21 protein-coding genes are annotated in these 23,940 nt (G+C 42.2%); 10 read left to right on the top strand and 11 right to left on the bottom strand.

Translation table 11 applies throughout. The features are described from left to right. Positions 1 to 88: 88 nt before the first annotated feature. Genes tgt through secF form a run of 4 tightly spaced genes read left to right on the top strand, consistent with a single transcriptional unit; the run spans position 89 to position 4,410 of the window. Entirely contained in the window at positions 89 to 1,213 is a 1,125-nt protein-coding gene (tgt, locus tag G3R48_RS05545; protein WP_153662421.1) for a tRNA guanosine(34) transglycosylase Tgt, read from the top strand. Between the two features lie 32 nt (positions 1,214 to 1,245). Continuing rightward, positions 1,246 to 1,581, top strand: coding sequence for a preprotein translocase subunit YajC (yajC, locus tag G3R48_RS05550; protein ID WP_153662419.1), 336 nt, complete (start codon positions 1,246 to 1,248; stop codon positions 1,579 to 1,581). A 17-nt stretch (positions 1,582 to 1,598) separates the two neighbouring features. Further along, the gene (gene secD, locus G3R48_RS05555; RefSeq protein WP_212593232.1) at positions 1,599 to 3,449 is read left to right on the top strand and encodes a protein translocase subunit SecD; all 1,851 of its coding nucleotides are present in this window, start codon (positions 1,599 to 1,601) and stop codon (positions 3,447 to 3,449) included. Positions 3,450 to 3,462: 13 nt separating this feature from the next. After that, positions 3,463 to 4,410, top strand: a complete 948-nt coding sequence (secF, locus tag G3R48_RS05560) for a protein translocase subunit SecF (RefSeq protein WP_153662417.1) — start codon at positions 3,463 to 3,465, stop codon at positions 4,408 to 4,410. Positions 4,411 to 5,027: 617 nt separating this feature from the next. On the opposite strand, the gene G3R48_RS05565 is transcribed toward secF, so the two are convergent. Then, positions 5,028 to 6,956: a putative bifunctional diguanylate cyclase/phosphodiesterase gene (locus G3R48_RS05565; protein WP_228497327.1), complete on the bottom strand. Its 1,929-nt coding sequence runs from the start codon at positions 6,954 to 6,956 to the stop codon at positions 5,028 to 5,030. Between the two features lie 515 nt (positions 6,957 to 7,471). Between G3R48_RS05565 and G3R48_RS05570 the strand changes: the two genes are divergently transcribed. The 5 genes from G3R48_RS05570 (at position 7,472) to G3R48_RS05590 (ending at position 10,500) form a co-directional block, all read left to right on the top strand. Further along, a complete protein-coding gene (locus G3R48_RS05570) occupies positions 7,472 to 7,780 on the top strand; it encodes a putative signal transducing protein (protein ID WP_153662415.1) in 309 nt (102 codons plus the stop codon). 177 nt (positions 7,781 to 7,957) lie between these two features. Continuing rightward, on the top strand, positions 7,958 to 8,299 hold the full coding sequence (locus G3R48_RS05575; RefSeq protein ID WP_153662413.1) for a rhodanese-like domain-containing protein: 342 nt from the start codon (positions 7,958 to 7,960) through the stop codon (positions 8,297 to 8,299). 72 nt (positions 8,300 to 8,371) lie between these two features. After that, positions 8,372 to 9,283: a precorrin-2 dehydrogenase/sirohydrochlorin ferrochelatase family protein gene (locus G3R48_RS05580; RefSeq protein ID WP_153662411.1), complete on the top strand. Its 912-nt coding sequence runs from the start codon at positions 8,372 to 8,374 to the stop codon at positions 9,281 to 9,283. Positions 9,284 to 9,400: 117 nt separating this feature from the next. Continuing rightward, positions 9,401 to 9,940, top strand: coding sequence for a YaeQ family protein (locus G3R48_RS05585; protein ID WP_153662409.1), 540 nt, complete (start codon positions 9,401 to 9,403; stop codon positions 9,938 to 9,940). A gap of 32 nt (positions 9,941 to 9,972) precedes the next feature. Further along, positions 9,973 to 10,500 carry a GNAT family N-acetyltransferase gene (locus G3R48_RS05590; RefSeq protein ID WP_153662407.1) on the top strand — a complete coding sequence of 176 codons (528 nt, stop codon included), beginning with the start codon at positions 9,973 to 9,975 and terminating at the stop codon, positions 10,498 to 10,500. 161 nt (positions 10,501 to 10,661) lie between these two features. On the opposite strand, the gene G3R48_RS05595 is transcribed toward G3R48_RS05590, so the two are convergent. The 10 genes from G3R48_RS05595 to G3R48_RS05640 all read right to left on the bottom strand — a co-directional run bounded on the left by G3R48_RS05595 (position 10,662) and on the right by G3R48_RS05640 (position 22,379). Next, entirely contained in the window at positions 10,662 to 11,909 is a 1,248-nt protein-coding gene (locus tag G3R48_RS05595) for an OmpP1/FadL family transporter (RefSeq protein WP_153662405.1), read from the bottom strand. Positions 11,910 to 12,307: 398 nt separating this feature from the next. Next, a complete protein-coding gene (gene putP, locus G3R48_RS05600; protein WP_153662403.1) occupies positions 12,308 to 13,765 on the bottom strand; it encodes a sodium/proline symporter PutP in 1,458 nt (485 codons plus the stop codon). Positions 13,766 to 13,904: 139 nt separating this feature from the next. Further along, complete coding sequence (locus G3R48_RS05605) at positions 13,905 to 14,612, bottom strand: DUF3379 domain-containing protein (RefSeq protein WP_153662401.1); 708 nt, start codon at positions 14,610 to 14,612, stop codon at positions 13,905 to 13,907. Next, entirely contained in the window at positions 14,605 to 15,168 is a 564-nt protein-coding gene (locus G3R48_RS05610; RefSeq protein WP_153662399.1) for a sigma-70 family RNA polymerase sigma factor, read from the bottom strand. The genes G3R48_RS05605 and G3R48_RS05610 overlap by 8 nt, the downstream gene beginning before the upstream one ends. Positions 15,169 to 15,244: 76 nt before the next feature. Beyond that, entirely contained in the window at positions 15,245 to 16,876 is a 1,632-nt protein-coding gene (locus G3R48_RS05615) for a BatD family protein (RefSeq protein WP_212593233.1), read from the bottom strand. After that, on the bottom strand, positions 16,870 to 18,954 hold the full coding sequence (locus tag G3R48_RS05620) for a VWA domain-containing protein (RefSeq protein ID WP_153662397.1): 2,085 nt from the start codon (positions 18,952 to 18,954) through the stop codon (positions 16,870 to 16,872). Before G3R48_RS05620 ends, G3R48_RS05615 begins: the two co-directional genes overlap by 7 nt. Next, positions 18,951 to 19,997: a vWA domain-containing protein gene (locus tag G3R48_RS05625; RefSeq protein ID WP_153662395.1), complete on the bottom strand. Its 1,047-nt coding sequence runs from the start codon at positions 19,995 to 19,997 to the stop codon at positions 18,951 to 18,953. The genes G3R48_RS05620 and G3R48_RS05625 overlap by 4 nt, the downstream gene beginning before the upstream one ends. After that, on the bottom strand, positions 19,991 to 20,485 hold the full coding sequence (locus G3R48_RS05630; RefSeq protein WP_153662393.1) for a DUF4381 domain-containing protein: 495 nt from the start codon (positions 20,483 to 20,485) through the stop codon (positions 19,991 to 19,993). The genes G3R48_RS05625 and G3R48_RS05630 overlap by 7 nt, the downstream gene beginning before the upstream one ends. After that, a complete protein-coding gene (locus G3R48_RS05635) occupies positions 20,485 to 21,417 on the bottom strand; it encodes a DUF58 domain-containing protein (protein ID WP_153662391.1) in 933 nt (310 codons plus the stop codon). Before G3R48_RS05635 ends, G3R48_RS05630 begins: the two co-directional genes overlap by 1 nt. Positions 21,418 to 21,422: 5 nt before the next feature. After that, positions 21,423 to 22,379: an AAA family ATPase gene (locus G3R48_RS05640; protein ID WP_153662389.1), complete on the bottom strand. Its 957-nt coding sequence runs from the start codon at positions 22,377 to 22,379 to the stop codon at positions 21,423 to 21,425. Positions 22,380 to 22,628: 249 nt separating this feature from the next. On the opposite strand from G3R48_RS05640, the gene fadI reads away from it, so the two are divergent. Next, a complete protein-coding gene (gene fadI, locus G3R48_RS05645) occupies positions 22,629 to 23,939 on the top strand; it encodes an acetyl-CoA C-acyltransferase FadI (protein ID WP_153662387.1) in 1,311 nt (436 codons plus the stop codon). Position 23,940: the final 1 nt, after the last annotated feature.

Below are 23,940 nucleotides of genomic sequence, written 5' to 3' on the forward strand. Positions count from 1 at the left end.
ACGTCACAGTCACTTGAAGATACAAAATTTGCCCCTATCTCTATAACACACTCAATGCTGTCAGACTGTTTATCTGGCAAGGTGAACTATGAAATTTGAATTAGATACAACAGATGGACGCGCACGTCGCGGACGATTGATTTTTGAACGCGGTACGGTTGAAACACCAGCATTTATGCCAGTAGGCACCTACGGCACCGTAAAAGGAATGACACCAGAAGAAGTTCGCGCAACAGGCGCAGACATTTTATTGGGCAATACATTCCATCTATGGTTACGCCCAGGCGAAGAAATCATGCGCAAACATGGTGACTTACATGACTTTATGAACTGGCAGCGTCCAATTTTAACTGACTCGGGCGGATTCCAAGTATTTAGCTTGGGCGACATTCGTAAAATCACTGAAGAAGGTGTGCATTTCCGTTCACCAATTAATGGTGAAAAGATTTTTCTAGACCCAGAAAAATCAATGCAAATTCAAGATTCATTGGGCAGTGACGTGGTGATGATTTTTGACGAATGTACGCCATACCCTGCAACGCATGATGAAGCACGTAAATCGATGCAAATGTCTTTACGCTGGGCTCAACGTTCACGTAACGAATTTGACCGCTTAGAAAACCCTAATTCTTTATTTGGTATTATCCAAGGTGGTGTTTACGAAGACTTACGTGATGAAAGCATCAAAGGGTTAACTGACATTGGCTTTGACGGCTATGCCGTTGGTGGATTAGCCGTAGGCGAACCAAAAGAAGATATGCACCGCATTCTTGAGCATGTTTGCCCGCAAATCCCACAAGATAAGCCTCGTTACCTAATGGGCGTTGGCAAACCTGAAGATTTGGTTGAAGGTGTGCGTCGTGGTGTGGATATGTTTGACTGCGTAATGCCAACACGCAACGCTCGTAATGGTCACTTATTTACCAGTGAAGGTGTGATTAAAATTCGTAATGCACGTCATCGTGATGATACTTCACCATTGGATGAAAAGTGTGATTGTTATACGTGTAAAAACTATTCACGTGCGTATTTATATCACCTTGATCGTTGCCATGAAATCTTAGGTGCTCGTTTAAACACCATTCACAACCTGCGTTACTACCAAATGTTGATGGAAGGTTTGCGTGCAGCAATCGCTGCAGGTACATTAGATGACTTTGTTAAAGACTTCTATACCGGTTTAGGACGAGAAGTTCCTGACCTAAAAGAGTAATTTTTTAATCCAATATAATAAAAGAGAGAACTATGTTTATTTCAAACGCATATGCAAACTCAGCTAGCCCTGCAGCGGCAGGTGGTGAAACCATGCAACTTATCTTCATGCTAGTTGTGTTTGGTTTAATTTTTTACTTCATGATTTTCCGTCCACAATCAAAGCGTGTGAAAGAGCATAAAAACCTAATGGAATCGATTTCAAAAGGTGATGAAGTGCTAACCAATGGTGGCATCTTAGGCAAAGTGACTAAAATCAGTGCCGAAAATGACTATGTGTTATTAGCGATTAATGATAACAATCAAATTACTATTAAGAAGGACTATATTTCGGCCGTTTTACCTAAAGGTTCAATTCAGTCGTTGTAAGCCGAGAGGGCTCAGTAGTGTTAAATAAATATCCAATGTGGAAAAACATCATGGTGATGTTAATCATCGCCGTTGGTGGCTTTTACGCAATCCCGAACCTGTTTGGTGAAGATCACGCCGTTCAAATTGTTGGAACGCGTGGCTTCGAAGTCAATGCATCTACGCAATCAACAGTGACGGATCTATTAGCGAGTAAAAACATTGCGGTAAAACGCTCTGAGCTCGAAAATGGTCAGTTGTTGGTACGAGTGAAAGATGCTGAGCAGCAATTACTTGCTCGTGAGGTTATCTCTGAGAAGTTAGGTGACAAGTACACCGTGGCTCTTAACCTTGCACCCGCAACCCCACAATGGCTTGAAGCCGTTGGTGGTTCGCCAATGAAACTAGGTCTTGATTTGCGCGGTGGTGTTCACTTCTTAATGGAAGTGGATATGGGCGAAGCAATTCGTAAAATGGAAGTGGCTAAAATTGCCGATTTCCGTGGCCAATTACGTGAAGAAAAAATTCGTTATGCTGGTGTGCGTAAAACCGTACGCGGCATTGAAATTAAGTTCCGTGATGCACAAGTCCTTGACCAAGCCGAACGTTTCTTGAAAACGCGCGGTCAAGACATGGTTTACTCAGACATCAGCAGTAATGGCAACTTTGTCTTGTTAGCCAACATGAGTGATACCTATCTAAAACAAATTAAAGAAGATGCACTACAACAAAATATGACTACGATCCGTAATCGTGTCAATGAGTTGGGTGTTGCAGAACCTATTGTACAGCGCCAAGGTGCTGAGCGAATTGTCGTTCAGCTTCCTGGTGTACAAGATACTGCACGTGCGAAGAAAATTTTGGGTGCAACAGCCTCAATTGAATTTCGTATGTTAGATGATAAGGCCGATGCAGCAGCTGCTAATTCAGGTCGTATCTCGCCAAGTTCAGAAGTGTTTGACCGCCGTGGTGGTGGTAAAGCTGTATTGAAAAAAGAAGTTATGCTAACGGGTGATCACATTACTGGCGCACAACCTTCATTTGACCAATACAGTCGCCCGCAAGTGTCAATTAACCTCGATGCTAAAGGTGGGTCTATCTTCTCGAATGTCACTAAAAACAATGTTGGCAAACCAATGGCCACATTATTTATTGAATACAAAGACAGTGGCGACCGTAACGAAGATGGCAGCGTGAAAATGACCAAGATAGAAGAGGTTATTTCAGTTGCCACCATTCAACAACGTCTAGGACGTAACTTCGTTATCAATGGTTTAGATCATAAAGAAGCGCAAAGCTTAGCGCTATTGCTTCGTGCAGGTGCGTTAATTGCGCCAGTGACCATCGTTGAAGAGCGTACCATTGGCCCAAGCTTAGGTGCTGAGAACGTTCAAAGCGGTGTTCAAGCAATGATTTGGGGCATGGCGGTTGTATTACTGTTTATGTTGATTTACTACCGTGCATTTGGTTTTATTGCCAACCTTGCATTGATGGCTAACCTGATTATGGTTGTTGGTGTGATGTCAATGATCCCGGGTGCCGTACTGACCTTACCGGGCATTGCTGGGATGGTATTGACTGTCGGTATGGCCGTTGATGGTAACGTGCTTATTTTTGAACGAATACGTGAAGAGCTCCTGGCTGGTCGCAGTGTGCAACAAGCCATTCATGAAGGTTATGGTAATGCGTTTTCAACCATCGCCGATGCTAACATCACTACATTCCTAACAGCATTAATTTTATTTGCCGTAGGGACAGGGGCTGTGAAAGGCTTCGCGGTGACCCTGATGATTGGTATTGCAACGTCAATGTTTACATCAATTGTTGGCACACGTTCTATTGTTAACGCGTTATGGGGCGGCAAACGTCTCAAAACCTTGTCAATTTAGGAAGAGATTGAATATGTTACAGTTATTTTCAGTAAAAAACACAATCAACTTCCTGCGTCATGCGGCACCAATTAGCTTGATGTCGATGATATTAGTCATTGCTTCTTTAGGCTCTTTAGCAACAAAAGGTATTAACTGGGGGCTTGATTTCACCGGTGGTACTGTTGTTGAGCTTGAGTTTTCAACGCCTGTTGATCTCAATGCATTTCGCGGTGAAATGATAACTGATGAAACCGAAGGGGCACTGGTTCAGAACTTTGGTTCGAGCCGTTCTGTTTTGGTTAGACTCCCAGTGAGAGAAGACATTAAAAGTGACATTCAAACTGCATCAGTGATGGTAGCAGCAACGACACTTGATAAAAATGTCATCCAAAAACGGGTTGAATTCGTTGGCCCGCAAGTAGGTAAAGAACTTGCCGAACAAGGTGGATTAGCCGTACTGGTTGCACTGATTTGTATTTTGATTTATGTGTCATTTCGTTTTGAATGGCGTCTTGCAGCAGGTTCTGTTGCGGCGCTTGCCCATGACGTTATCGTGACTCTTGGTGTCTTTTCAATTTTACAATTAGAGTTTGACCTCACCGTATTGGCAGGTTTGTTAACCGTTGTCGGCTACTCTCTCAACGATACGATTGTGGTATATGACCGTATCCGTGAGAACTTCTTAAAAATCCGTAAAGGCACACCAGAAGAAGTCGTTAACATTTCAATTACGCAAACTATGAGCCGTACTGTTATCACGACAGGTACGACATTAATTACCGTTATAGCCTTGTTCCTTAAAGGCGGTACTATGATCCATGGTTTTGCCACGGCATTATTATTAGGTATTTTTGTGGGTACTTACTCGTCAATTTATGTTGCTTCTTACTTAGCAATTAAATTGGGCATTAATCGTGAACATATGATGCCAGTAGAGATTGAAAAAGAAGGTGCTGATCAGACGCCAATGACGCATTAATATGCTTTATTAACTCATCTGAACCAGAATTAAAAGCCTGCAATATTGCAGGCTTTTTTGTCTCTACCATTAACCTGAGACCAATATGCATCGTTAACCGGGATGATAGGGCTACTACGTAAATATAGTGCTTTGACAACTGACAACTGACAAATGACAGCTGATAGATGACAGCTGATAGATGACAGATGACAGATGACAGATGACAGATTATAGATGATAGATGACAGATGATAGATGATAGATGATAGATGACAGATGACAGGTGATAGGTGATAGGTGATAGGTGATAGGTGACAGGTGACAGGTGACAGGTGATAGGTGATAGGTGACAGGTGACAGGTGATAGGTGACAGGTGATAGGTGACAGGTGACAGGTGATAGGTGACAGGTGATAGGTGACAGGTGATAGGTGACAAATGACCGCTGATAATTAATAGGTTTAAATTACAACCTGATTGCTAATGCAAGTGCTTGTGAGCTTTCATCTATGTCAGGTTACTTTAATCTAGCCAATTTAATGCTTATGGGAACAGCTAAAGTTGTTTAGGCGACAACCTATTCACGCGCTGCAGGTATATAACCTGTTTAATGATTTTACTATATATTTTTCAGTATTAGCTCCCTGAATGGGATTTTGGTAAACAGACGGTGGTGCCAGTCAACGCGATATGATTAAGGTTATTACGAATAACATTTGCGCCAACGTGGTGTGAGGTTTCTGGTCGACTGATTAAATAACCTTGTACACAATGGATACCCAGTTTTTTTATCAATTGAAATTGTGCCGCTAATTCAACACCTTCCGCGACAATTTTTAAATTAAGGTTTTTACCTAAATCACTAATTGAATTAAGTATTTTTAAGTATTTAGGGTTAATATTGGCCTGTTCTATAAACAGTTTATCAATCTTAATGACATCAACAGGTAAATTAGCCAATGTAGAGAGCGAGCTAAAACCTGTTCCAAAGTCATCTATTGCGATTAAGACACCTTCATCACGCAGTTTTTGTAAGTTGTCGATGACCTGCTGTGAGGCGTCGATAAAGCATGATTCTGTTATTTCCAGCAAAATGGCACTTGGCGGTAAGCCAACTTTGCTTAAGGTAGTCATAATCCATTCATGTAAAGGAATATGTTTAAGTTGCACGCCAGAGATATTAATCGACATTCTCACATTATTCATGCCCGCATTATGCCAAGCAGACATCTGTCGACAGGCTTCAAGTAAAATCCAATTACCAAGCTCTAAAATAAGGTTCGACTCTTCGGCAATAGGAATGAATTCTGCTGGCGATATCGCCCCTTCAATCGGATGATGCCATCTGACTAGACATTCAAAGTATTCAATGGTGCAATCGTCTACTTGCACAATAGGCTGAAACGATAAGTGAAAGTTTTGGCTTATCATTGCCAGACGTAATTCTTCGAGCAAATAATGGTAGCGCCTCATTTTACTGCCCATTTCAGGAGTGTAAACTCTGAAAATACCCCGACCATCCGTTTTCGCTCGGTACATTGCCACATCGGCCATTTGCAACAGCGCATTAGGCGTTGCTGCGCTATCGGGATAAACGGCAATACCAATACTGGCACCAATTTTTATGGTTTTATTTCCCAGTACAAAGTCACGCTCAATCTCTTGTAATACGTTTGCGGCAACTTCAATAATCTGTTCATCTTCACATATATTTTCAATAAAAATAGAAAATTCGTCCCCCCCTAATCGCGCTAAATTCTGCTCTAATTGCGTAACAGGATTAAGCTTACTTAATTGGTTGGTGCGCACGACTGTCGTTAAGCGTTGTGCCACTTGTATTAAAATTTCATCACCAAATGAGTGACCAAATGAGTCATTAACTTGTTTAAAGCCATCAAGGTCGATAAAGAGTAATGCTTGGCGGCGACTAAATTGTTCAGCGTTATCTAATTGGGTTTGTAAATGTTCAAGGTAGGCATGCCGATCAGCTAAACCAGTGAGTTTATCTTGAAATATGCTGATTTGATTTTGTTGTAAATGGGCTAACACACTTTTATTGAGCTCAACCAATGATTGGTTTAAACGTGCCACAGGGTCTTGTTGCGATATGGGTGCAAGCTCTATTTTGTAAATATCAAGCAGCTTATCTGCTTCAAGGTTAACTTGTTTGAGTGATGATTTAAGTTTGCGTGCAGTTTGTCTATTGATATAACAAGGCGTACCAAAAGCTAAAATGATTAACAACAGCAAAGGGAGATTGCTGAACATTAATACTTCTTTATATACGTCAGTGATTTTCACCCCAATCGCGGAACCATCTAGATGATTTTCTAAAATGGCGAAAAAGCCTTGCTCGTTTTTTATGACAGGGTATTCAAGTGCAAGTAATGAAATAAACTTAGGGTTTATCTGTTCAAATAGGTCAACATTTTCAAGTGTGACTTTAAACTTAGATTCTTTGTTTTGAAGAGCATCAACGCCGTTATTAAAGGCTAAAACAGTAAAGAAGTAGGTTACGGCGACCGCGCTTAAGAAGCTTAATAAAGCTTTGGAGATGCGCATCATAATGAATTCACTGTGCCAGATTAAACGAAGTAAAATTAACGCTATCAATAGGTTAATAATGTTATTTTTTGATTATAAGGTATGACCACTGCCAATACAATTACATAAAATACGTTGGCTAACTAGCAAGAATAGTTAGAATTCATGTTCAAAAAAAACGCGTTAAATGTAACAGTGGAAACGATAGTTAATTTTATCTATCTATCTGTAAATAAAGGGGTTTGTGGGTAGATTGTTTTGTGGGTCGTATCTAATTGATACACCTTCAATGTCGTAGAATTGATGTAATTATTTGTATCGCGTCTTGAGTTGGCTGGCAAAGTCACTAAATGTGCCTAAAAAAGTCATGATCACCAACAACCGCAGAGTTTGGATTGTTGTTAATTGCTTAGGTCTGTTTACGCGTTTACAAAGCGGATAAATATTATTCACGGTCAAACTATCGACAGTCATATCGTTGCTCAGTTAGGATAAATAAAATTTGCCAACAAGAGCAATGTTGTAAGGATGACAATATGGAAGATAAAAAAGTCCTGTTAACAGGCGGAAATTTACTTCAAGCTCACACATGGAAAGGTTTACTTGAAACTCATACTATAACTGTCGAGCTTAAAGGTGAGGCGTTATTGGGTGGCGTAGGTGAGTTACCGGTAGATATGCAAAATGTTGAATTGTGGGTTAATAAGCGCGATCTCACTCAAGCACAATCGATTCTTGAAACCCATAATGTTGAACGACCTCAATGGACATGTGTTCAATGTCATGAAATTAACCATGGTAACTTTGAGTTCTGCTGGCAATGCAGTGCGCAAAAAAGCGAATAATAAACCCGAGACAATTAGCATCGATTTACGAGGCATTGGTTAAGCTTTTTCATAAGGTCAATCAGCCGTAGCATCGTGGTATTACATGGCCTGTAAATTGTCAATTTCAACATGCGTCAGTTCAGCGTTGTTAATTGTCTTTTTAGTTAACTCTTTCCATTATATAGCAGGTTTAACATGCAACATTCTCCTGGTTTTGTCGCGTTAGTGGAATCTATACGCCCTAAAGTTAATGAACTCACTTTTACTCAATATGAGCATACACCAGCAGTATTATTAATTGATATTCGTGAGGATCATGAATGGCAGCAAGGATTTATCCCACAAGCCGTTCATCTAGGACGTGGTATTATTGAGCGAGACATTGAACGGTTATATCCGGATAAAAATCAGCCTATGGTGTTGTATTGTGGTGGCGGTCATCGCTCAGTGATGTCGGCTTACCATTTACAGCTTATGGGGTATCGCGCCGTCTATTCTTTAATTGGTGGTTTCAAAGCGTGGCAACAAACGCAATAATCATCTTGAGTAAATTGGTATATCGTCAGGTTTAAGCCAAGTCGTTATTCGCGTCAAACTAAAAGAGAAACCATGCAGTATTTTCCTATTTTCGTAGACACTCAAAATATCCGCGTACTGGTTGTTGGCGCGGGTGAAGTCGCGAGCCGCAAAATTGATTTACTGGCTCGTACTCAATCACAAATAGAGGTTATTGCGCCAGATATTAGTGATGAAGTGCAAGCTTACCAACAACAAGGGCGTATAAAGGTTATTCAGCGTGAGGTGCAAGAGTCTGACATTGACCAATATGACCTCATTTATTTAGCGACGGCCAATAATACTTTAAACAGTCAATTGTCCATTATTGCTGCCCAGCGGCATATTTGGGCTAATGTGGTCGATAACCCAAGTCGTTGCCAGTTTATAACTCCATCAATCGTTGATCGCGGTAAATTAACGGTGGCAATTAGCACATCTGGCGCTGCGCCTGTTTTTGCCCGCAGTATTCGCGCTAAATTAGAAGCATTGTTACCGCAGTCACTTGCGCCGTTATTTGAATTTGTCGCCAATAAACGCCTCGAAGTGCAACAAAAATTAATCAGTACCAAAGACCGCCGATTATTTTGGGAACGCTTTTTTCAGCAAAATGGTGACCGTTTTGACCAACAAACAGAAAAGCACTATCAACAAGCGTTTACTCATTACAGCAGTGCAGGTGAAATACTGTTAATCGATGAAAGTGTTGATGCCCATTTATTGCCAATTGCTGCGTTACCGTTATTACAACGCATTGATACCGTGTATAGTGACCAACCTATAGCGAGTGAGTTACTGGAGTTATTGCGCCGTGATGCTAGCCGTTTGCCGTTAATCACTAAAAGTGCAATAACTGAATGTGTCAATCGCGGTGATAAAATTTTACTGCTAACTGACACCGCGCAGTTAAACGAACTTACTGCATACTTTCCCGCAGCGAAACACCTTCGTACTGGTAATATATAGCGCTTTCAATAGGCAGTGGTTCAGCTGCCTAATTTATTATTTTACGTGCAGTATTTGGCTGGCGTATTTTTCTATTTTTAGTCCAGCATAATTGCTGGCTTATTTTTTGGGACTTTCATGGCGTTAAAAGCAACGGTATATAAAACAACATTGCAAATTGCAGATATGGACAGACACTATTATTGCGATCACAATTTAACTGTCGCCCAGCATCCATCAGAAACTGACGAACGCTTAATGGTACGTTTACTCGCTTTTGTGCTAAATGCCAGCGACACGTTAGCTTTTAGCAAGGGATTATGTGTTGATGATGAAGCAGAGCTATGGGATGTTAGCTTAAGCGGCGAAATTAATTTGTGGGTTGCTTTTGGTCAGCCTGATGAAAAATGGTTACGCAAGGCTGCGGGCAGATCAAAATCTGTCATGCTCTATACTTATGGTGGCCGAAGTGTGCCAATTTGGTGGCAACAAAACCAAAGTGCATTTAATCGTTATGACAATTTAACTGTTGTCAATATTCCTGAAGATGCAGTAAAGGCCATGGCCGCATTTGTTGAGCGCACCATGACATTGCAATTTAGTCTTTCTGAAGGTGAAATCTTATTGTCTAACGCCCATGATAGCTTAACGATTGAACTGGAAACATTAAAACCCTAATCCTATTCACCTTGCATAAAGAGTAGATTTAAATGACCAAAGAAAGGATTCTTACCTGTCAAGCGAAAACGCACTCATTAAATGCCCCTCACGAGCAATCAAGTATACGTAAAGCCACTGTTGACGATGCGGTAGTGGCTTATCGCATACGTAATGACGCGATTTTGCATCAATGCGTGTCGGTTTATGACTCTCAAGATATGGAGCAGTGGACCTGCGGCGAACTCGACCCACGTTTTGCCGGTGAATTTGCGCATCATGGATATGTGTTACTGGTTAACAACGCGATTGTTGCCGTGGGGATGTTAGATATTAAACAAGCGCAAGTTGATGCTATATTTGTCGACCCTAAGGTCATGAGGCTTGGCTTAGGTCAACGTATGCTCGGTTATATTGAAGCGCTAGCTAAGCAACATAACTTAACACAATTATCATTGCAGGCCACGTTAAATGCGGTGGCATTTTATCGCAAGTGTGGCTTTGTGGGAGACAAACAAAGTGTGTATCAGTCTCCGCGAGGCTTCAATTTAGCCTGCGTCCCCATGCTTAAAAACCTGTAATCGCCAATTTCATATAAGCCGGTTACAGTAATCATTTCATTTACTGCGCCTTAACGCTGACAACCGTTTATAGACACGCACACAATAAAAAAGCCGCTGAATAAATATATCAGCGGCTTTGTTGTGTTCATAACAATGTAGGGATTAACCTACTTTATATATTAAAACTGGTAGTTGTATTGCAGTGCAAAGTAGTTTGCGCCTGACTTAGTATAGGCACTTACTGGACCTACAATTTGACTGTCTTCGACTACGTGTACTTTTTCACCCACAACACTGGTGTAACCAAAGTCGATAGTTGAATGCTTGCTAAATTGATAACTCACACCTGCTGAGTACCACATGCGATCAGAATCTGGGATTGATAATGAAGACATTTCACCGACAACACCGTCATCGCTAGCAATACCGGCGCGAAGTGTCCAGTTGTCATTCACATTGTATGTTGCACCTAAACTTAAGAACCAAGAATCTTTCCAGTTATAGTGTTTGATGACTTGATCTGTTGTTCCAGCTGAGCCGTCAGTAACAGAAATATTGTCGAAAGTGCTCCATTGTGTCCACTGTGCGGTGTAGTGAATCGCGAATTGGTCAGTTAACTGATGAAAACCAGCAAGTTGAGCAATATCGGCAATTGGGATGTTGATTTCATCAAAGCTTTCGGCTGGTGTAGCTGGATTACTATTAATATTAATATCACCGCTTGCTTTCATTTTTGGACTTAAACGGTAACTTAGGCCAATACGGTTATCAGCATTAAATTCATACGCTAAACCGACAATCCCACCAACAGCCCAGCCATTAGCATCAACATCAACCAGTTTGATTCCGCCAGCAGCTTCTGGTAGTGAACGAGCTAATTTACCTGAACCTTCGATGACATCAACACCTAAACCCAAGCTTAATTGGTCGTTGATACGGTATGACATGCTGGCATTTAAGTTCATGGTAACCACTTCGGTGTTACCTAATAAATCATATGGCGCTGCTGCATTTTCGCTCAGTTCAGTTAAATCAGTCCCGGTGCCGTAATTACTAAATGCCGCAACACCAAAGGCTAATCTGTCGTTGATTGGGTTAATATAGTAAAAGTTAGGGATAAACTTAGCTTCAGCTGCATCATCAACACCGCCTAAATCAACAGCACCATCGGCAAAACTCACATCGCTGACTTTAACGCTAACATCAGCATAAGCTGCGCCAACAGAAATCGCCGTGTCTTTAAATAATGCCATTGCGGCCGGGTTGCGAGAAAGCACAGAGGCATTGTCTGCAATAATGGCATCACCAGCCATTGCACGGCCAATACCGGTGGCTGATTGACTATTTAATTGGAAACCTGCCGCCAAAGATTGCGTGCTGATTAAGGTCATTGCCGTAGCAAGAAGCGTCTTATTGAATTTAGTCATCTTAAGTCTCATCGATTTATTGTGCGCAGTGCAGCTGGTTGCTACAGAAGTGCACTTTTTTATAATTGGCCGCATCTTATGGCAATCATGAGATGCGACGCAACTCCGACCAGTTGTTATTTTTGTTAAATTTCAGTTAATTAAAGTGGTTTTAATGCTCAAAATATAACAGTTAGTTTTAAAGTTGATTAAAATTGTTTTTAAAACGACAACTTATAAGATTGTTAAAATTCGAACTGATGTTGTGTAAATGTAAAGTTGGCAGTACGCAAATATAAAAAATAAATGCATAAAGTCGGCTTGTTGGAGTAGTGTATTTACTCTAAATTCAATAAATAACAGCTAGTTAGTAGAAAACTTAATAGCTGTTATTTGTCTTGAAATCCAAAAGAGAAAGATTAAGATTTTAATGAAAGGTTAAACTGGTTGAATGACTCGATGGTCTTAGGGTCGACAATCGATAGCTTGCTGACAATCCCCCCCGCTAAACTGGCAAGAATGAATCCGGGTACAATTTCATAAAGCTCAAATAATCCGCCACTTAGCTGTTTCCAGACTACGACGGTGAGTGCGCCAACAATAATGGTGGCAATTGCACCATTACGGCTATATTGCTGCCAAAATAGGCTTAATAGCACTACTGGGCCAAATGCTGCGCCAAAACCTGCCCATGCATAACTGACTAATCCTAAGACACTGCTTTGAGGGTTAAGGGCTATCACGACTGCAATAATGGCAATGGCAACCACACCTAAACGTCCCATCAGCATTAATTCTTTATTGGTGGCATTAGGCTTTATCCATTTACGATAAACATCTTCTGTTATCACGCTTGAGCAAACCAATAACTGTGAATCAATGGTACTCATAATCGCGGATAAGATAGCCGCTATCAGAATGCCGCCAATCCACGGGTTAAAGGCGGCGTGAGAAAGGTGGATGAATACGGTTTCTGAATTGGCTAATGGCATATCGGCAAAATACACCATGCCAGCAATACCGGTGGCTAATGCACCGATAAGTGATACGCCCATCCAGCTCATGGCAATACGGCGTGACAGTGGAATGTCTTTTGGACTGCCAATCGCCATAAAGCGCGATAAAATATGTGGCTGGCCGAAATAACCTAAGCCCCATGCTAATAATGACACTAAGCCAATGATGGTCATTTCTTCACTGACAAAACTGAGCATGGCTGGGTCGAGTTGTTGGAAGTCGGTTTGGATGTCTGGTTTACTCAAAATGGCCACAGGGACAATTAATAACGCCACTAACATTAAACAGCCTTGGAAAAAATCGGTCCAACTAACGGCAAAGAAACCACCGACAAAGGTATAAGAGACAATGATCACTGAACCTATAAGTAATGCAAGGGTATAATCTAGGCCAAAAACCTTTTCAAATAAAATAGCACCACCGACCATGCCCGATGAGGTATAAAAGGTAAAGAATAATAAGATGGTCACTGCTGCAACTACTTTGAGAATACCTTGTTTGTCGTGAAACCTATTTTCAAAGAAGTCGGGTAGAGTGAGGGCATTATCGGCCATTTCAGTGTAAATACGCAGGCGTTTAGCGACAAATAGCCAGTTTAACCATGCGCCAAAGATTAAGCCAAATCCAATCCAGGCTTCACCTAAACCGCCTAAATACACGGCACCTGGTAAACCCAATAATAGCCAACCAGACATATCTGATGCGCCAACACTTAATGCCGTGACCCCTGGCCCCATTTTTCTGCCGCCAAGAATATAGTCGTCAACGGTATCTGTTTTTCGATAAGCCCACAGGCCTATCCCAATCATCAGGGCGAGGTATCCAATAAAAGTGATAATAATAGGCGCTTGAATTTCCATAACGTGTCCAGGTTGTTATTATTTGGGACAACATGCTAGCAGAAGTTTGCGCTACTTCACACTTTTGTGTGTAACAGTGATATAAACCAAAACAGCCACTGCAGGCAGTGGCTGTTTTGTAGAGACGAACAATGACAAGTTAAATGAACGTGTGCTCTATTTCATGCTGAACAAACTCTAGGTCGCTGTCGGGCTCGCCAACTAACAACATATAAGCATCGGAAGATTCAAAACCTTTGCCTTTGTACTTTTCATCAGCAAATTGCGCATCAAGGTGCATTCTTGTTTCTGCTGGCACAATAAATAACGTGACCTTTTTACCGTGTTCATCTTCCATGACGAGGTGCAACGATTTTACACCTTGGAAATCACAATAAGTGGTGTAAAACACGCGCCCTGGTTGGTTAATAAATTTATTTTGTTTTAAGCCTGCAATGCTGGCTAACTTAAAGTTGATGTCTTGATAATTGATGTCTTTATCTGACATTAATGCTTTAGGTTCGTGGTTCATATGCGCAATAGCCTGTTGCGATAAGTTAACTGGTGTCAGCTGCAATAAACTGAAGCTTATCCCGACAACAAAGGCAATAGATGCTGCCATTGTGACCAAATACCGGGTGCGTTTTTTATGGGCTTGATGCACGGTTAATTGTTGACGTAGCAAGAGTTTGTCAGCTAGGTCGTTAGGCACATCGACATTTAATGCGGCATTAATTTGCTCATCGAATGCTTTTAATTCGTTTACTCGTTTCGCATCTTGCGGGTGCGTAGCAAGGTGTTCAATAAATTCAACAGATTGATCATTGGGATCAGCATAAGCGTGACGACGAAATTTTAAATCATCCATTGGCTTGACCTCGCGTTGATGTCTTTTCTAATGCATCTTTTAATTGGTTACGTGCTCGAAATAAACGGGTCATGACAGTATTACGATTAAGCGACAGCATCTGGGCAATTTCATCACCACTAAATCCACCAATTAATTGCAACAATAATGGCTCACGGTATTCAATGTCCAGATGAGCAATTTGCTTGCGCAGCCAATATTGCTCGGTTTGATCTTCAGTGCTACTTGAGAAAACATCTTCAAGATGCTCTTGCTCTACGTCAGAGTAATCGAACTGTTTGCGCTCAAAGCGGCGGGCATTTTCACGGCGCAATATGGTTATCAACCAAGATTTGGCGGCTTTATCATCTTTTAATGAATCTAAAGCGCGCCACGCGCGTAAAAACGTTTCTTGGGTGATGTCTTCTGCTACCTGCTTGTCGCCGCAAAGCCAATAGGCATAACGGAAAATGTCGGTGTGAAGTGCCCTGACAAGGCTATCGTATCGTCTTTGTTTACTTAGCATGTCAGATAAGACCGTGGGGTCTGACTTTTTCTTACGCAGGCTATCGAACATTTTTTAACTTTTTTTGTTAATCATGTTCGATAGCTTAAAAGCTGTCAGGTTAATAGCAAGTAAAATAAATGAAATGTTATGGGTTTAATGGGACTATCGGCTCTTGCTTAACCTGAGTTTGCGCAAGCTGTACATTTTTAACGGTGTTCAAAATATCTTGACTGTTAATGGATGTGACCTGAGCGCTGTACTGTGATGCTTGTAAGGTAGCGATCATGCTCTTGAGCTCAATCGATAACGCCCCAATTTCCCCAAGGGTCATCGATTGATTCATTTGCTGGCTAAAATGGCGTTGTAAACACAATAAGATACGACTGACATCTTGTTGTTCACAAGCGTCACTTAGGCTGGCTAACGAACTAAGGTTTTGCGGCCTAGCACTTGCAGTGGCAATGACCGGCGCAGACGCACGGCGTGCGTTTAACCATAAAAATGTCGATATTAGCCACAATAGTGCAAACACGGCGCTAAGCCATGGCCAAAATCCAGCATGAGTTTGCAAAGGCGCTTTGGCAGATTGCGTGATTGACGGTGTCATTGTTGCGGCATTGGCATCAGCAATAACGGTAATCGTGCGGGCAGGTAAGCTGGCAAATTCTTGCTTATTTGTGCGCGGATTCCACCAAGGCACACGAATTTCTGGCAGCGTGAATTCGCCTGCTTGAGTTGGCACAATTGCAGTGGTGATAGTGTATTGCGATACCACTTGGCCTTGTCTTACAAATGAGTTGCGATCAGGTTTTTCTGGGTAGGCTTTTAAGCCATCAGGTAATGGCATGGCAATTTCAGGAATGCTGCTATCGTCACTGCCGGTAAGTGTTAGGGTTAAGGTGCGAGTAATAGGACTGCCCACTTTATATGTTTGCTCGCTTGGCCACTTTTCATGAAGCACGGCAATATCTGCCACTAACCAGTCACCTTGATAGCTTGCAGGTATTGGTTTGATGTCTATTTGAATATCTTCAGCCTGGCTTTGCATGGGGCGGCTTTCATTAAAACCAAACATGCTGCCGCGAGTGGACGACTCCACCAAAATGTCACCAGAAAAGTTAGCGCCTTTAATCGCTAACGGGCCTGGTTTGTCGGCAATAATGCCATAGGTGCGTTCAATTACTCGAAAACGTCTGCCATTGACGATTTCTGAAGAATCAATGTCTTCACCAAATTGTTTCACTTGTGCGCCGTCGACGACCGGGGAGTTGATGGCGCCACGTTGTAGATCGGCTGCTAAGAATAATTTCACTTTATAAGTAATTAACTGGCCAACAAACGCGCTGGTAAAGTTGGCTTTGCCTTGTATAAAGACGTCTTGCTCTTTATCGGCCTTAGTGCCGGCAGGTGCTGCCACTAACTGAATTGGGTTTGAGCTAACGCCATCAATAGTAAAAGCGGGAATGGTGATATTGCCAGCTTTTTTTGGCGACAATATGACTTGCCAACGGGTTTCTTTCGTTGACTTAAAATTAATGATTTGGGTGCTACGGCCAACGCTAGTGCGATTAACAATAAAGCTTTTTAATAAAATAGAAGGGTCAAACGCGCCAGCTTGTAAATCATCATCAGCGGTGACGGTTAATACAAAGTAATCGCCAACGACAGCGGGGTTTCTATCGACACTGGCTTGCACTTTAGTGACAGCTAAGGCATTGGCACTAAGCGTTGAGGTGATAGCTAATAACAATAAGCTTAATAAAGTTCGTATTACCACTGTTGTTTATCCTTTGGTAACTGGCCGTTTTGGCGACGTTTTTGATATTCAAGTTGCATTTTATTGCGAATTAATACTTGTGGGTCTTCACTGACGGCACGCAAGGCGCGTTCCATTTCAATTGGCATTGCTTGTGTCTCTTTCTCTGCAGGACTGACGCTTGAAGCTGCTGCAGGCGGTTGGTTATCTTTTGCCTGTTGCCCATTTACAGGTTTGGGGTTAGCGGCTGGTGCTTGCGCTTTATCTTTTGCAGTCGCTTTTTGCTTGTTTGCTGCCTGTTGTGCGCTATTGGCTTGCATTTGGGCTTCGTTATCAGGTTTTTTAGGGGAATGTTCACCTTGTGTTGCTGCCGATTGTTGCTGTTTTGGTGTTGATTGTGGCTCAGCATTAGCAGGCTTTTTGTCGTTAGGCGCTTGCGACTGTGATTGATTTTTTTGACTATCTTGCTTGTCACCTTGATGTTGCTGCTTATCAGAGTGGTTATTAGCCGAGTTGTTTTGCTGCTGTTTTTGTTGATTTTGCGGCTGTTGTCCTGACTTACCTTGGTTATCTTGAGATTGTTTTTTATCGCCTGATTGTTGTTGGCCTTTTCCGTCTTTAGATTGCTGTTGACCTTGTTGTGATTGAGGGTCCTTTTTCGACTTATCGCCTTTATTTGACTTATTGCCTTGGTCTTTTTTATCTGACTGATTTTTGTTTTGTTGCTGTTTTTTCTGTTGTGCTAATAACGACTTTGCTAACGCTAAGTTTTGTTGTGCTTGAGGGAAGTCAGTTTGTTGCTTTAACGCTTGGTTGTAGCGGTCAGCAGCTTGTTGGTATTTGCCTAATTGCATTAGGGTATTGGCTTGGTTATATAAGCCGTTAGCACTTTTGTCTTGCTCGTAAAGTGGCAATGCTTGCTTATAATTACCGGCTTTATATTGGGCGCTAGCTTGCCATTGTGGCGAGGTAAACTTACTGGCAGCATCTTTAAACTGCTGTTTCTCAAAGGCTTGTTTGCCTTGTTGGTCACCGGTGCGCCATAAATCGTCCCAAGTATTGGCTTGTGCCGCTGGACTGGGTAGCACTGACATTGCCAGTAATATTACCAGCGGAATAGGCGCAACACATTGCAGCAGTTTATAACGGAAATTTAATAACAACGGCAATAATAGAAATAGGGCGATATATGGGCCTAAATCGTGCCATGTTTCGCTAGTGAAAGCGGTTTTACTCGATTTACCTGAAGTGTCTAACCATGTGGTGATGGTATTGATATCAGAACCATCGGCTTGAATTGGCACCACAATACCGTGATGTTGCTTGGTTAATTTATCAAATAAACTCATGTTGGTTTTTGCTACCACAACGTCATTTTTATTGTCACGTAAAAATTGGCCGTTAGGTAATTTTATTGGTGAGCCTTGCTCAGTACCAATGGCCATGACACTGAGTCTAAAGGGATCAGCAAGTGTTTTTGCTGCTTGATTGAATTGCTCATCTGATAAGCCATCACTTAATACAATAATATCGCCAGTTTGATGACCACCTTGCTTAAGAAGTTTTTGAGCCTGCTCAAGTGCCGAGGCTAAATTAGAGCCTCTTACGGGCATAATGTCAGGAGACAATGTCGGCAATAGATTTAAAATGGTGCCTTTATCTTGGGTTAATGGGCTAATTACGAACGCATCTCCTGCATAGGCGATTAAACCAGTGTCACCTTCTTTTAGTGCATTGACTAAGTCAGTGGCTTTAAAGCGTAGATGCGATAAACGGTTAGGAGTGAGATCGCTTGCGTACATAGAGAGCGACATATCAACAATGATCACTCGGCCTTGATCTTTAGCAAAAACAGGTAAAGGTTGCTTTTGCAGAGCTGGCCCAGACAATGCGAGCACGGCAATAATCCAGCACAGTAAGATGACCCATTTAGGTTGCTTGGTGACACTTTGCTGCTGGCCGATGAGTATTTTACTCAAATGTGGTGCGATGTAATTGTCCCACGCCGACTGACTTTTATGATGTTTAGCAATGAGGCTAAAAAATATGATGGCAGGCACCAATGCCCAGAGCCATTCGGGGCGAATAAAATGGATCATTTCATTTCCCCTTTTGTTAGGGTGTCGTTAGATGTCATGGACTTTGTACTATTTCTTTTAGGCGAGATTCTAGGTAGCAGTTGTTCGAATATAAATGGCTTTAATGCCAACCAAAAACTCAGCAGTAACATTAATCCTAACGGCCAATAAAAGAGTTCCATTTTAGGGCGATAACTTAAATTGTCTCTACTGACAGGTTCTAACTTATCAATTTCTTTATAGATGTTATCAAGTTCTTGTGAGTTTCTAGCGCGGAAATATTTACCGTGAGTCATTTGGGCAAGTTTAATCAATTCAGATTCATCTAGGTCAAATGAAGGGTTGACTTTTTCAGTACCAAATAATGTTTTACGTTCAAGTACTTCTGCACCAACGCCGACCGTATAAATGGTGATGTTGCGCTTGGCGGCAATTTTAGCTGCGGTTGTAGGGTCAATATTACCGGCGTTGTTTGAACCGTCGGTAAGCAATACTAAAACACGGTTACTTTTTTTTACTTTTTCAAAGCGTTTAACGGTAAGTGCAATGGCTTCACCGATGGCAGTTTGTTTACCGACCAAGCCGATTTGTGCATCACGTAAAAATTGGGCGACAGAGCGTCTATCTTGTGTCATTGGCGCTTGTAAATAAGCGTGGTCGGCAAATAAAATTAGCCCGATACGATCGCCTTTTCGCCGCTCAATAAAGTCACCTAAAACGTGTTGAATAAGGGTAAAACGATCAACCGTTTTATCATCCACTTTCATGTCTTCAATTTGCATACTGCCAGATAAATCAACTGCAACCATTAAGTCGCGGCCGCTGGCGGGTATTTCAATTGGCTCACCTAACCATTGCGGGCGACTGACCGCTAATACCAATAACAACCACATTACCCAGGTGAAAAGAGAGGTTTTTGTGTGTTTTTGTTGCTCTTCAACAAAATTGTTGCCTTCAATACCTGGCATGGGCAAGTGGCCAGATTGTTGGCGTTGAGGTTTTTTAGCCATTAAAAAAGGCAATGGTAATAACACTAATAGCCAAATCCAAGCAAAAGTTAACATGCGCTGTCCTCTGAGGTAATAGCAGGAAATGGAGTGCGACTTTTAAGCCAGCTATTTGCTAATAAGGCTAATTGTTGTTGCTCCGCTTGGGTTAAATTCGCTTGTTGGTGACGCTTGATGAGTAGTAAACCAATTTGACCTTGCTGTTGTTTTGGCAAACGTAAATCGAGCCACTTCCCCCAAGGTTCACCATCTAATGCCGCAATGCTATTACGTGGCAAGTAGCTCATGGCAACGCGTTTTAAAAGTTGGTTCACTTCGGTGGCAAAGTTGTCGCTATGTGGGTCTAACGCTTCAAAAAGGCTTAAGCCAGCTTTTCTTGCACCGTGTTGTTTACGCTTTTTTTTCAGGTATAACGTGATAGCGATAATAGTGCAGATAACAACCAATAAAATAAGCCAATAACCCAGCGTAATAGGCCAAGCGTGAACCTCTGGAGGCAATTGAATATCTTGCATATTGGCAAGTGGCGATGCAGGGGGGGTCATTAACGTAATATTTCCAGTTGTTGACTTAATGGTGTTGCTGAGTCAATAAAGCGTGGATTGACTTTTAATTGATTCATTAACTCGATAAATACCTGTTGCTGTGTGCGTTGGCTAGTTAACCATGCATCGTAGCTTTTACGGGTTAACAGCATTTTTTTAGCACCGTCTTTTACCGGTAAGGAAAAGTGTTTCGGTAAGGTCGCAGTGCCTTGACGAATGGGGTCGGTGATAACAAATGCGCCAACATCACAACGTCTTGTTAGCTCAGATAATGGCGCAAGGCACTGTTGGTTGAAATGCTGACCGTCAGTAATAATCCACACTAATGAACCCGGCTTGGCAATACGTTGTAAGCGCTGACAAGCTTTAAATAAGTGGTTGGGATCTTTTTTTAACCCTTCAAATTGCTGCAACTGCTGCTGGTGGACCTTAATCAGCCCAGAGGTGAGCTGCAATATTCCGTCGCGGCGACTGCGTGGCTTTAATTCTAAATGCGATGTTTCGCTGGCAATTAACGCGCCAAGGCGGTCACTATGGCCAATGGCATTCCAACCTAATGTGGCTGCTAAGTGGCATGCTTGCACTGATTGCAGCAATAATTGAGAACCAAAATATAAGCTGTGGCTTAAGTCGACCAGTAACAAAATAGGTCGTTCACGTTCTTCGACAAATAACTTGGTATGAGCAACGCCGGTTCTGGCGGTGACACGCCAATCAATGGTGCGAATGTCATCGCCATTTTGATAGTGTCTGACTTCGGCAAATTCCATCCCGCGGCCTTTAATCTGGCTGTTACGATGCCCAGATAGGGCAGCTCTTGCGCGTGATTTTCTGTCGGGTATTGCGCGTGATATAGCCTGACAAGCAATGAGTTCTTGTTCGTTCAGGCTAACACCATCGGCAAATAACGGTAATTGTGGGTGGTTTTTCATTATGGCTAAGGAACCGCGACCAAATTCAAAATATGGTTAACGACCTGATCGGCGTTAACACCTTGTGCTTGTGCTTGATAACTCAGTAACAAGCGATGTCTTAATACATTACCAGCAACGGCTTGCACGTCTTCTGGCGACACAAAATCGCGTTGATGCAGCCATGCTCTTGCACGGGCGCAGCGTTCAAGTGAAATGGTTGCGCGTGGGCTCACGCCGTATTCTAACCATGTTGCCAGCTCTGCGTTGTAGCGCTCTGGCTTACGCGTCGCCATGACAATTTCGACAATGTACTTCTCTAATGGTTCAGCCAAATATATGTCTAAAGCTTGCTCGCGTGCTGCAAAAATATCAGCTTGAGCGATAGGCTCTACGGTTGGCAATTTGTGGGTAATGGCTTCTTTACGTGATTGACGCAAGATTTCAAATTCAGTGGCTGCACTTGGATAATCAAGATTTAAGTGCATTAAAAAACGATCTAACTGTGCTTCTGGCAGCGGATAGGTTCCTTCGTTTTCTAATGGGTTTTGTGTGGCCATAACTAAAAATAAATTGGGTAATGGGTAACTTGTTTTACCTACAGTCACTTGGCCTTCGGCCATGGCTTCTAGCAAGGCTGACTGTACTTTAGCGGGGGCACGGTTGATTTCATCTGCGAGAATCAAGTTATGAAATATCGGCCCGGCTTCGAATTCAAAGTTACCTGTTTGCTGGCGATAAATATCAGTACCGGTTAAATCTGCTGGCAATAAGTCTGGCGTAAATTGAATACGGTGAAAGTCACCTTCAACGCCATCACATAACGCTTTTACGGCACGTGTTTTTGCTAAGCCTGGTGGGCCTTCAACAAGCAGGTGACCATCGGCAATTAATGCAATGAGTAAGTTTTCAGTTAGTACCGGTTGGCCTAAGACAACATTGTCTAGATAAGCTCTTAAAGAATGGAAGCGACTTAAAGGCATTTAATGTTCTCAATTAAGGTGATGTGAACCACAGTTAAAGATGACTTATGTTATGAATTCTATGAGGTTTTGGCTAGTAGGATTAACAGATTTTAACTGCTTATTTATTTGAGCGAGTAAACGGGTGTTTAAAACTGGTAAATAAAAAGTTAGAATCAGATCACACTTTAATGGTCTGACCAGAAGGTTGGGCGAAATGGATATTTCTAGCTTGTCATATGACAGCTTATAAAAAGAAGAGGGTGACCAATGAGTGATAGACAGCAAGTTACGAATGCAAGAGGGGAGCGGATTGCGATTGTCGCAGGTTTGCGGACCCCATTTGCTAAACAAGCCACTGCATTTCATGGGGTTTCGGCACTTGATATGGGAAAAATGGTCGTTAATGAGTTGCTGTCACGCTCAGAATTAGACCCTAAAATGATTGAGCAGCTTGTATATGGTCAAGTGGTGCAAATGCCAAAGGCACCAAATATTGCACGTGAAATCGTTTTGGGTACCGGCATGGATGTCGCGACCGATGCTTATAGTGTTACCCGTGCATGTGCGACCAGTTTCCAGTCAACGGTTAATGTGGCTGAGTCTATTTTAACTGGCAATATTGATGTTGGCATAGCAGGTGGTGCGGATTCTTCATCGGTGTTACCCATTGGTGTTTCAACTAAGCTTGGCCGAGCATTAGTGGATTTAACTAAAGCGCGCACAATAGGGCAAAAACTGGCGATTGCTCGTCGTTTAGGATTAAAAGATTTATTACCAGTGCCGCCAGCTGTTGCAGAATTTTCTACTGGTTTGTCGATGGGGCAAACGGCGGAGCAAATGGCAAAATCCCATGGTATTACGCGCGCTGAGCAAGATGCGTTAGCGCATCGCTCTCACACCTTAGCTACGCAAACATGGAATGCAGGCTTAATGGCTAATGAGGTAATGACCGCGCACGTACCGCCTTATAAGCAGTTTTTGGAACGTGATAATTGTATTCGAGAAAACTCCGTGCTTGAGTCATATGCCAAATTGCGTCCAGTTTTTGACCGTAAACACGGCAGTGTTACCGCCGCGAACAGTACGCCATTAACCGATGGTGCATCCGCAATTTTGCTGATGAATGAAGCGAAAGCTAAATCACTTGGCTATGACCCTATTGGTTATATTAAAAGTTATGCTTTTACTGCTATTGATGTTTGGGAAGACTTATTAATGGGCCCATCTTACGCCTCTCCATTAGCACTTAAGCGTGCAGGTATGGAATTAGAAGATTTAACCTTAATTGAAATGCATGAGGCGTTTGCTGCACAGGCATTAGCTAATGTGAAAATGTTCGGTTCTAAAAAGTTTGCTCAACAAAACCTTGGTCGCAGCCGCGCCATTGGTGAAATTGACATGGACAAATTTAATGTATTAGGCGGCTCACTTGCCTATGGTCATCCATTTGCTGCAACAGGGGCGCGTTTAATTACTCAATTGTGTAATGAGTTAAAGCGTCGTGGTGGTGGTACAGGGTTAACAACAGCATGCGCAGCAGGTGGTTTAGGCGCAGCAATGATTGTAGAAGTGGAGTAAA

Source organism: Shewanella intestini, from assembly GCF_018221465.1.
Taxonomy (GTDB): Bacteria; Pseudomonadota; Gammaproteobacteria; order Enterobacterales; family Shewanellaceae; genus Shewanella; species Shewanella intestini.

Bases quoted from the DNA above. Each gene is read 5' to 3' on its own strand.
- G3R48_RS05570 (WP_153662415.1), top strand. From the start codon at position 7,472: ATGGAAGATAAAAAAGTCCTGTTAACAGGCGGAAATTTACTTCAAGCT.
- G3R48_RS05640 (WP_153662389.1), bottom strand. From the start codon at position 22,379: ATGCCTTTAAGTCGCTTCCATTCTTTAAGAGCTTATCTAGACAATGTT.
- G3R48_RS05590 (WP_153662407.1), top strand. From the start codon at position 9,973: ATGACCAAAGAAAGGATTCTTACCTGTCAAGCGAAAACGCACTCATTA.
- G3R48_RS05565 (WP_228497327.1), bottom strand. From the start codon at position 6,956: ATGATGCGCATCTCCAAAGCTTTATTAAGCTTCTTAAGCGCGGTCGCC.
- fadI (WP_153662387.1), top strand. From the start codon at position 22,629: ATGAGTGATAGACAGCAAGTTACGAATGCAAGAGGGGAGCGGATTGCG.
- G3R48_RS05595 (WP_153662405.1), bottom strand. From the start codon at position 11,909: ATGACTAAATTCAATAAGACGCTTCTTGCTACGGCAATGACCTTAATC.
- G3R48_RS05580 (WP_153662411.1), top strand. From the start codon at position 8,372: ATGCAGTATTTTCCTATTTTCGTAGACACTCAAAATATCCGCGTACTG.
- G3R48_RS05625 (WP_153662395.1), bottom strand. From the start codon at position 19,997: ATGTTAACTTTTGCTTGGATTTGGCTATTAGTGTTATTACCATTGCCT.
- G3R48_RS05635 (WP_153662391.1), bottom strand. From the start codon at position 21,417: ATGAAAAACCACCCACAATTACCGTTATTTGCCGATGGTGTTAGCCTG.
- putP (WP_153662403.1), bottom strand. From the start codon at position 13,765: ATGGAAATTCAAGCGCCTATTATTATCACTTTTATTGGATACCTCGCC.
- G3R48_RS05575 (WP_153662413.1), top strand. From the start codon at position 7,958: ATGCAACATTCTCCTGGTTTTGTCGCGTTAGTGGAATCTATACGCCCT.
- G3R48_RS05585 (WP_153662409.1), top strand. From the start codon at position 9,401: ATGGCGTTAAAAGCAACGGTATATAAAACAACATTGCAAATTGCAGAT.
- G3R48_RS05605 (WP_153662401.1), bottom strand. From the start codon at position 14,612: ATGGATGATTTAAAATTTCGTCGTCACGCTTATGCTGATCCCAATGAT.
- tgt (WP_153662421.1), top strand. From the start codon at position 89: ATGAAATTTGAATTAGATACAACAGATGGACGCGCACGTCGCGGACGA.
- G3R48_RS05610 (WP_153662399.1), bottom strand. From the start codon at position 15,168: ATGTTCGATAGCCTGCGTAAGAAAAAGTCAGACCCCACGGTCTTATCT.
- secF (WP_153662417.1), top strand. From the start codon at position 3,463: ATGTTACAGTTATTTTCAGTAAAAAACACAATCAACTTCCTGCGTCAT.
- G3R48_RS05620 (WP_153662397.1), bottom strand. From the start codon at position 18,954: ATGATCCATTTTATTCGCCCCGAATGGCTCTGGGCATTGGTGCCTGCC.
- yajC (WP_153662419.1), top strand. From the start codon at position 1,246: ATGTTTATTTCAAACGCATATGCAAACTCAGCTAGCCCTGCAGCGGCA.
- G3R48_RS05630 (WP_153662393.1), bottom strand. From the start codon at position 20,485: ATGACCCCCCCTGCATCGCCACTTGCCAATATGCAAGATATTCAATTG.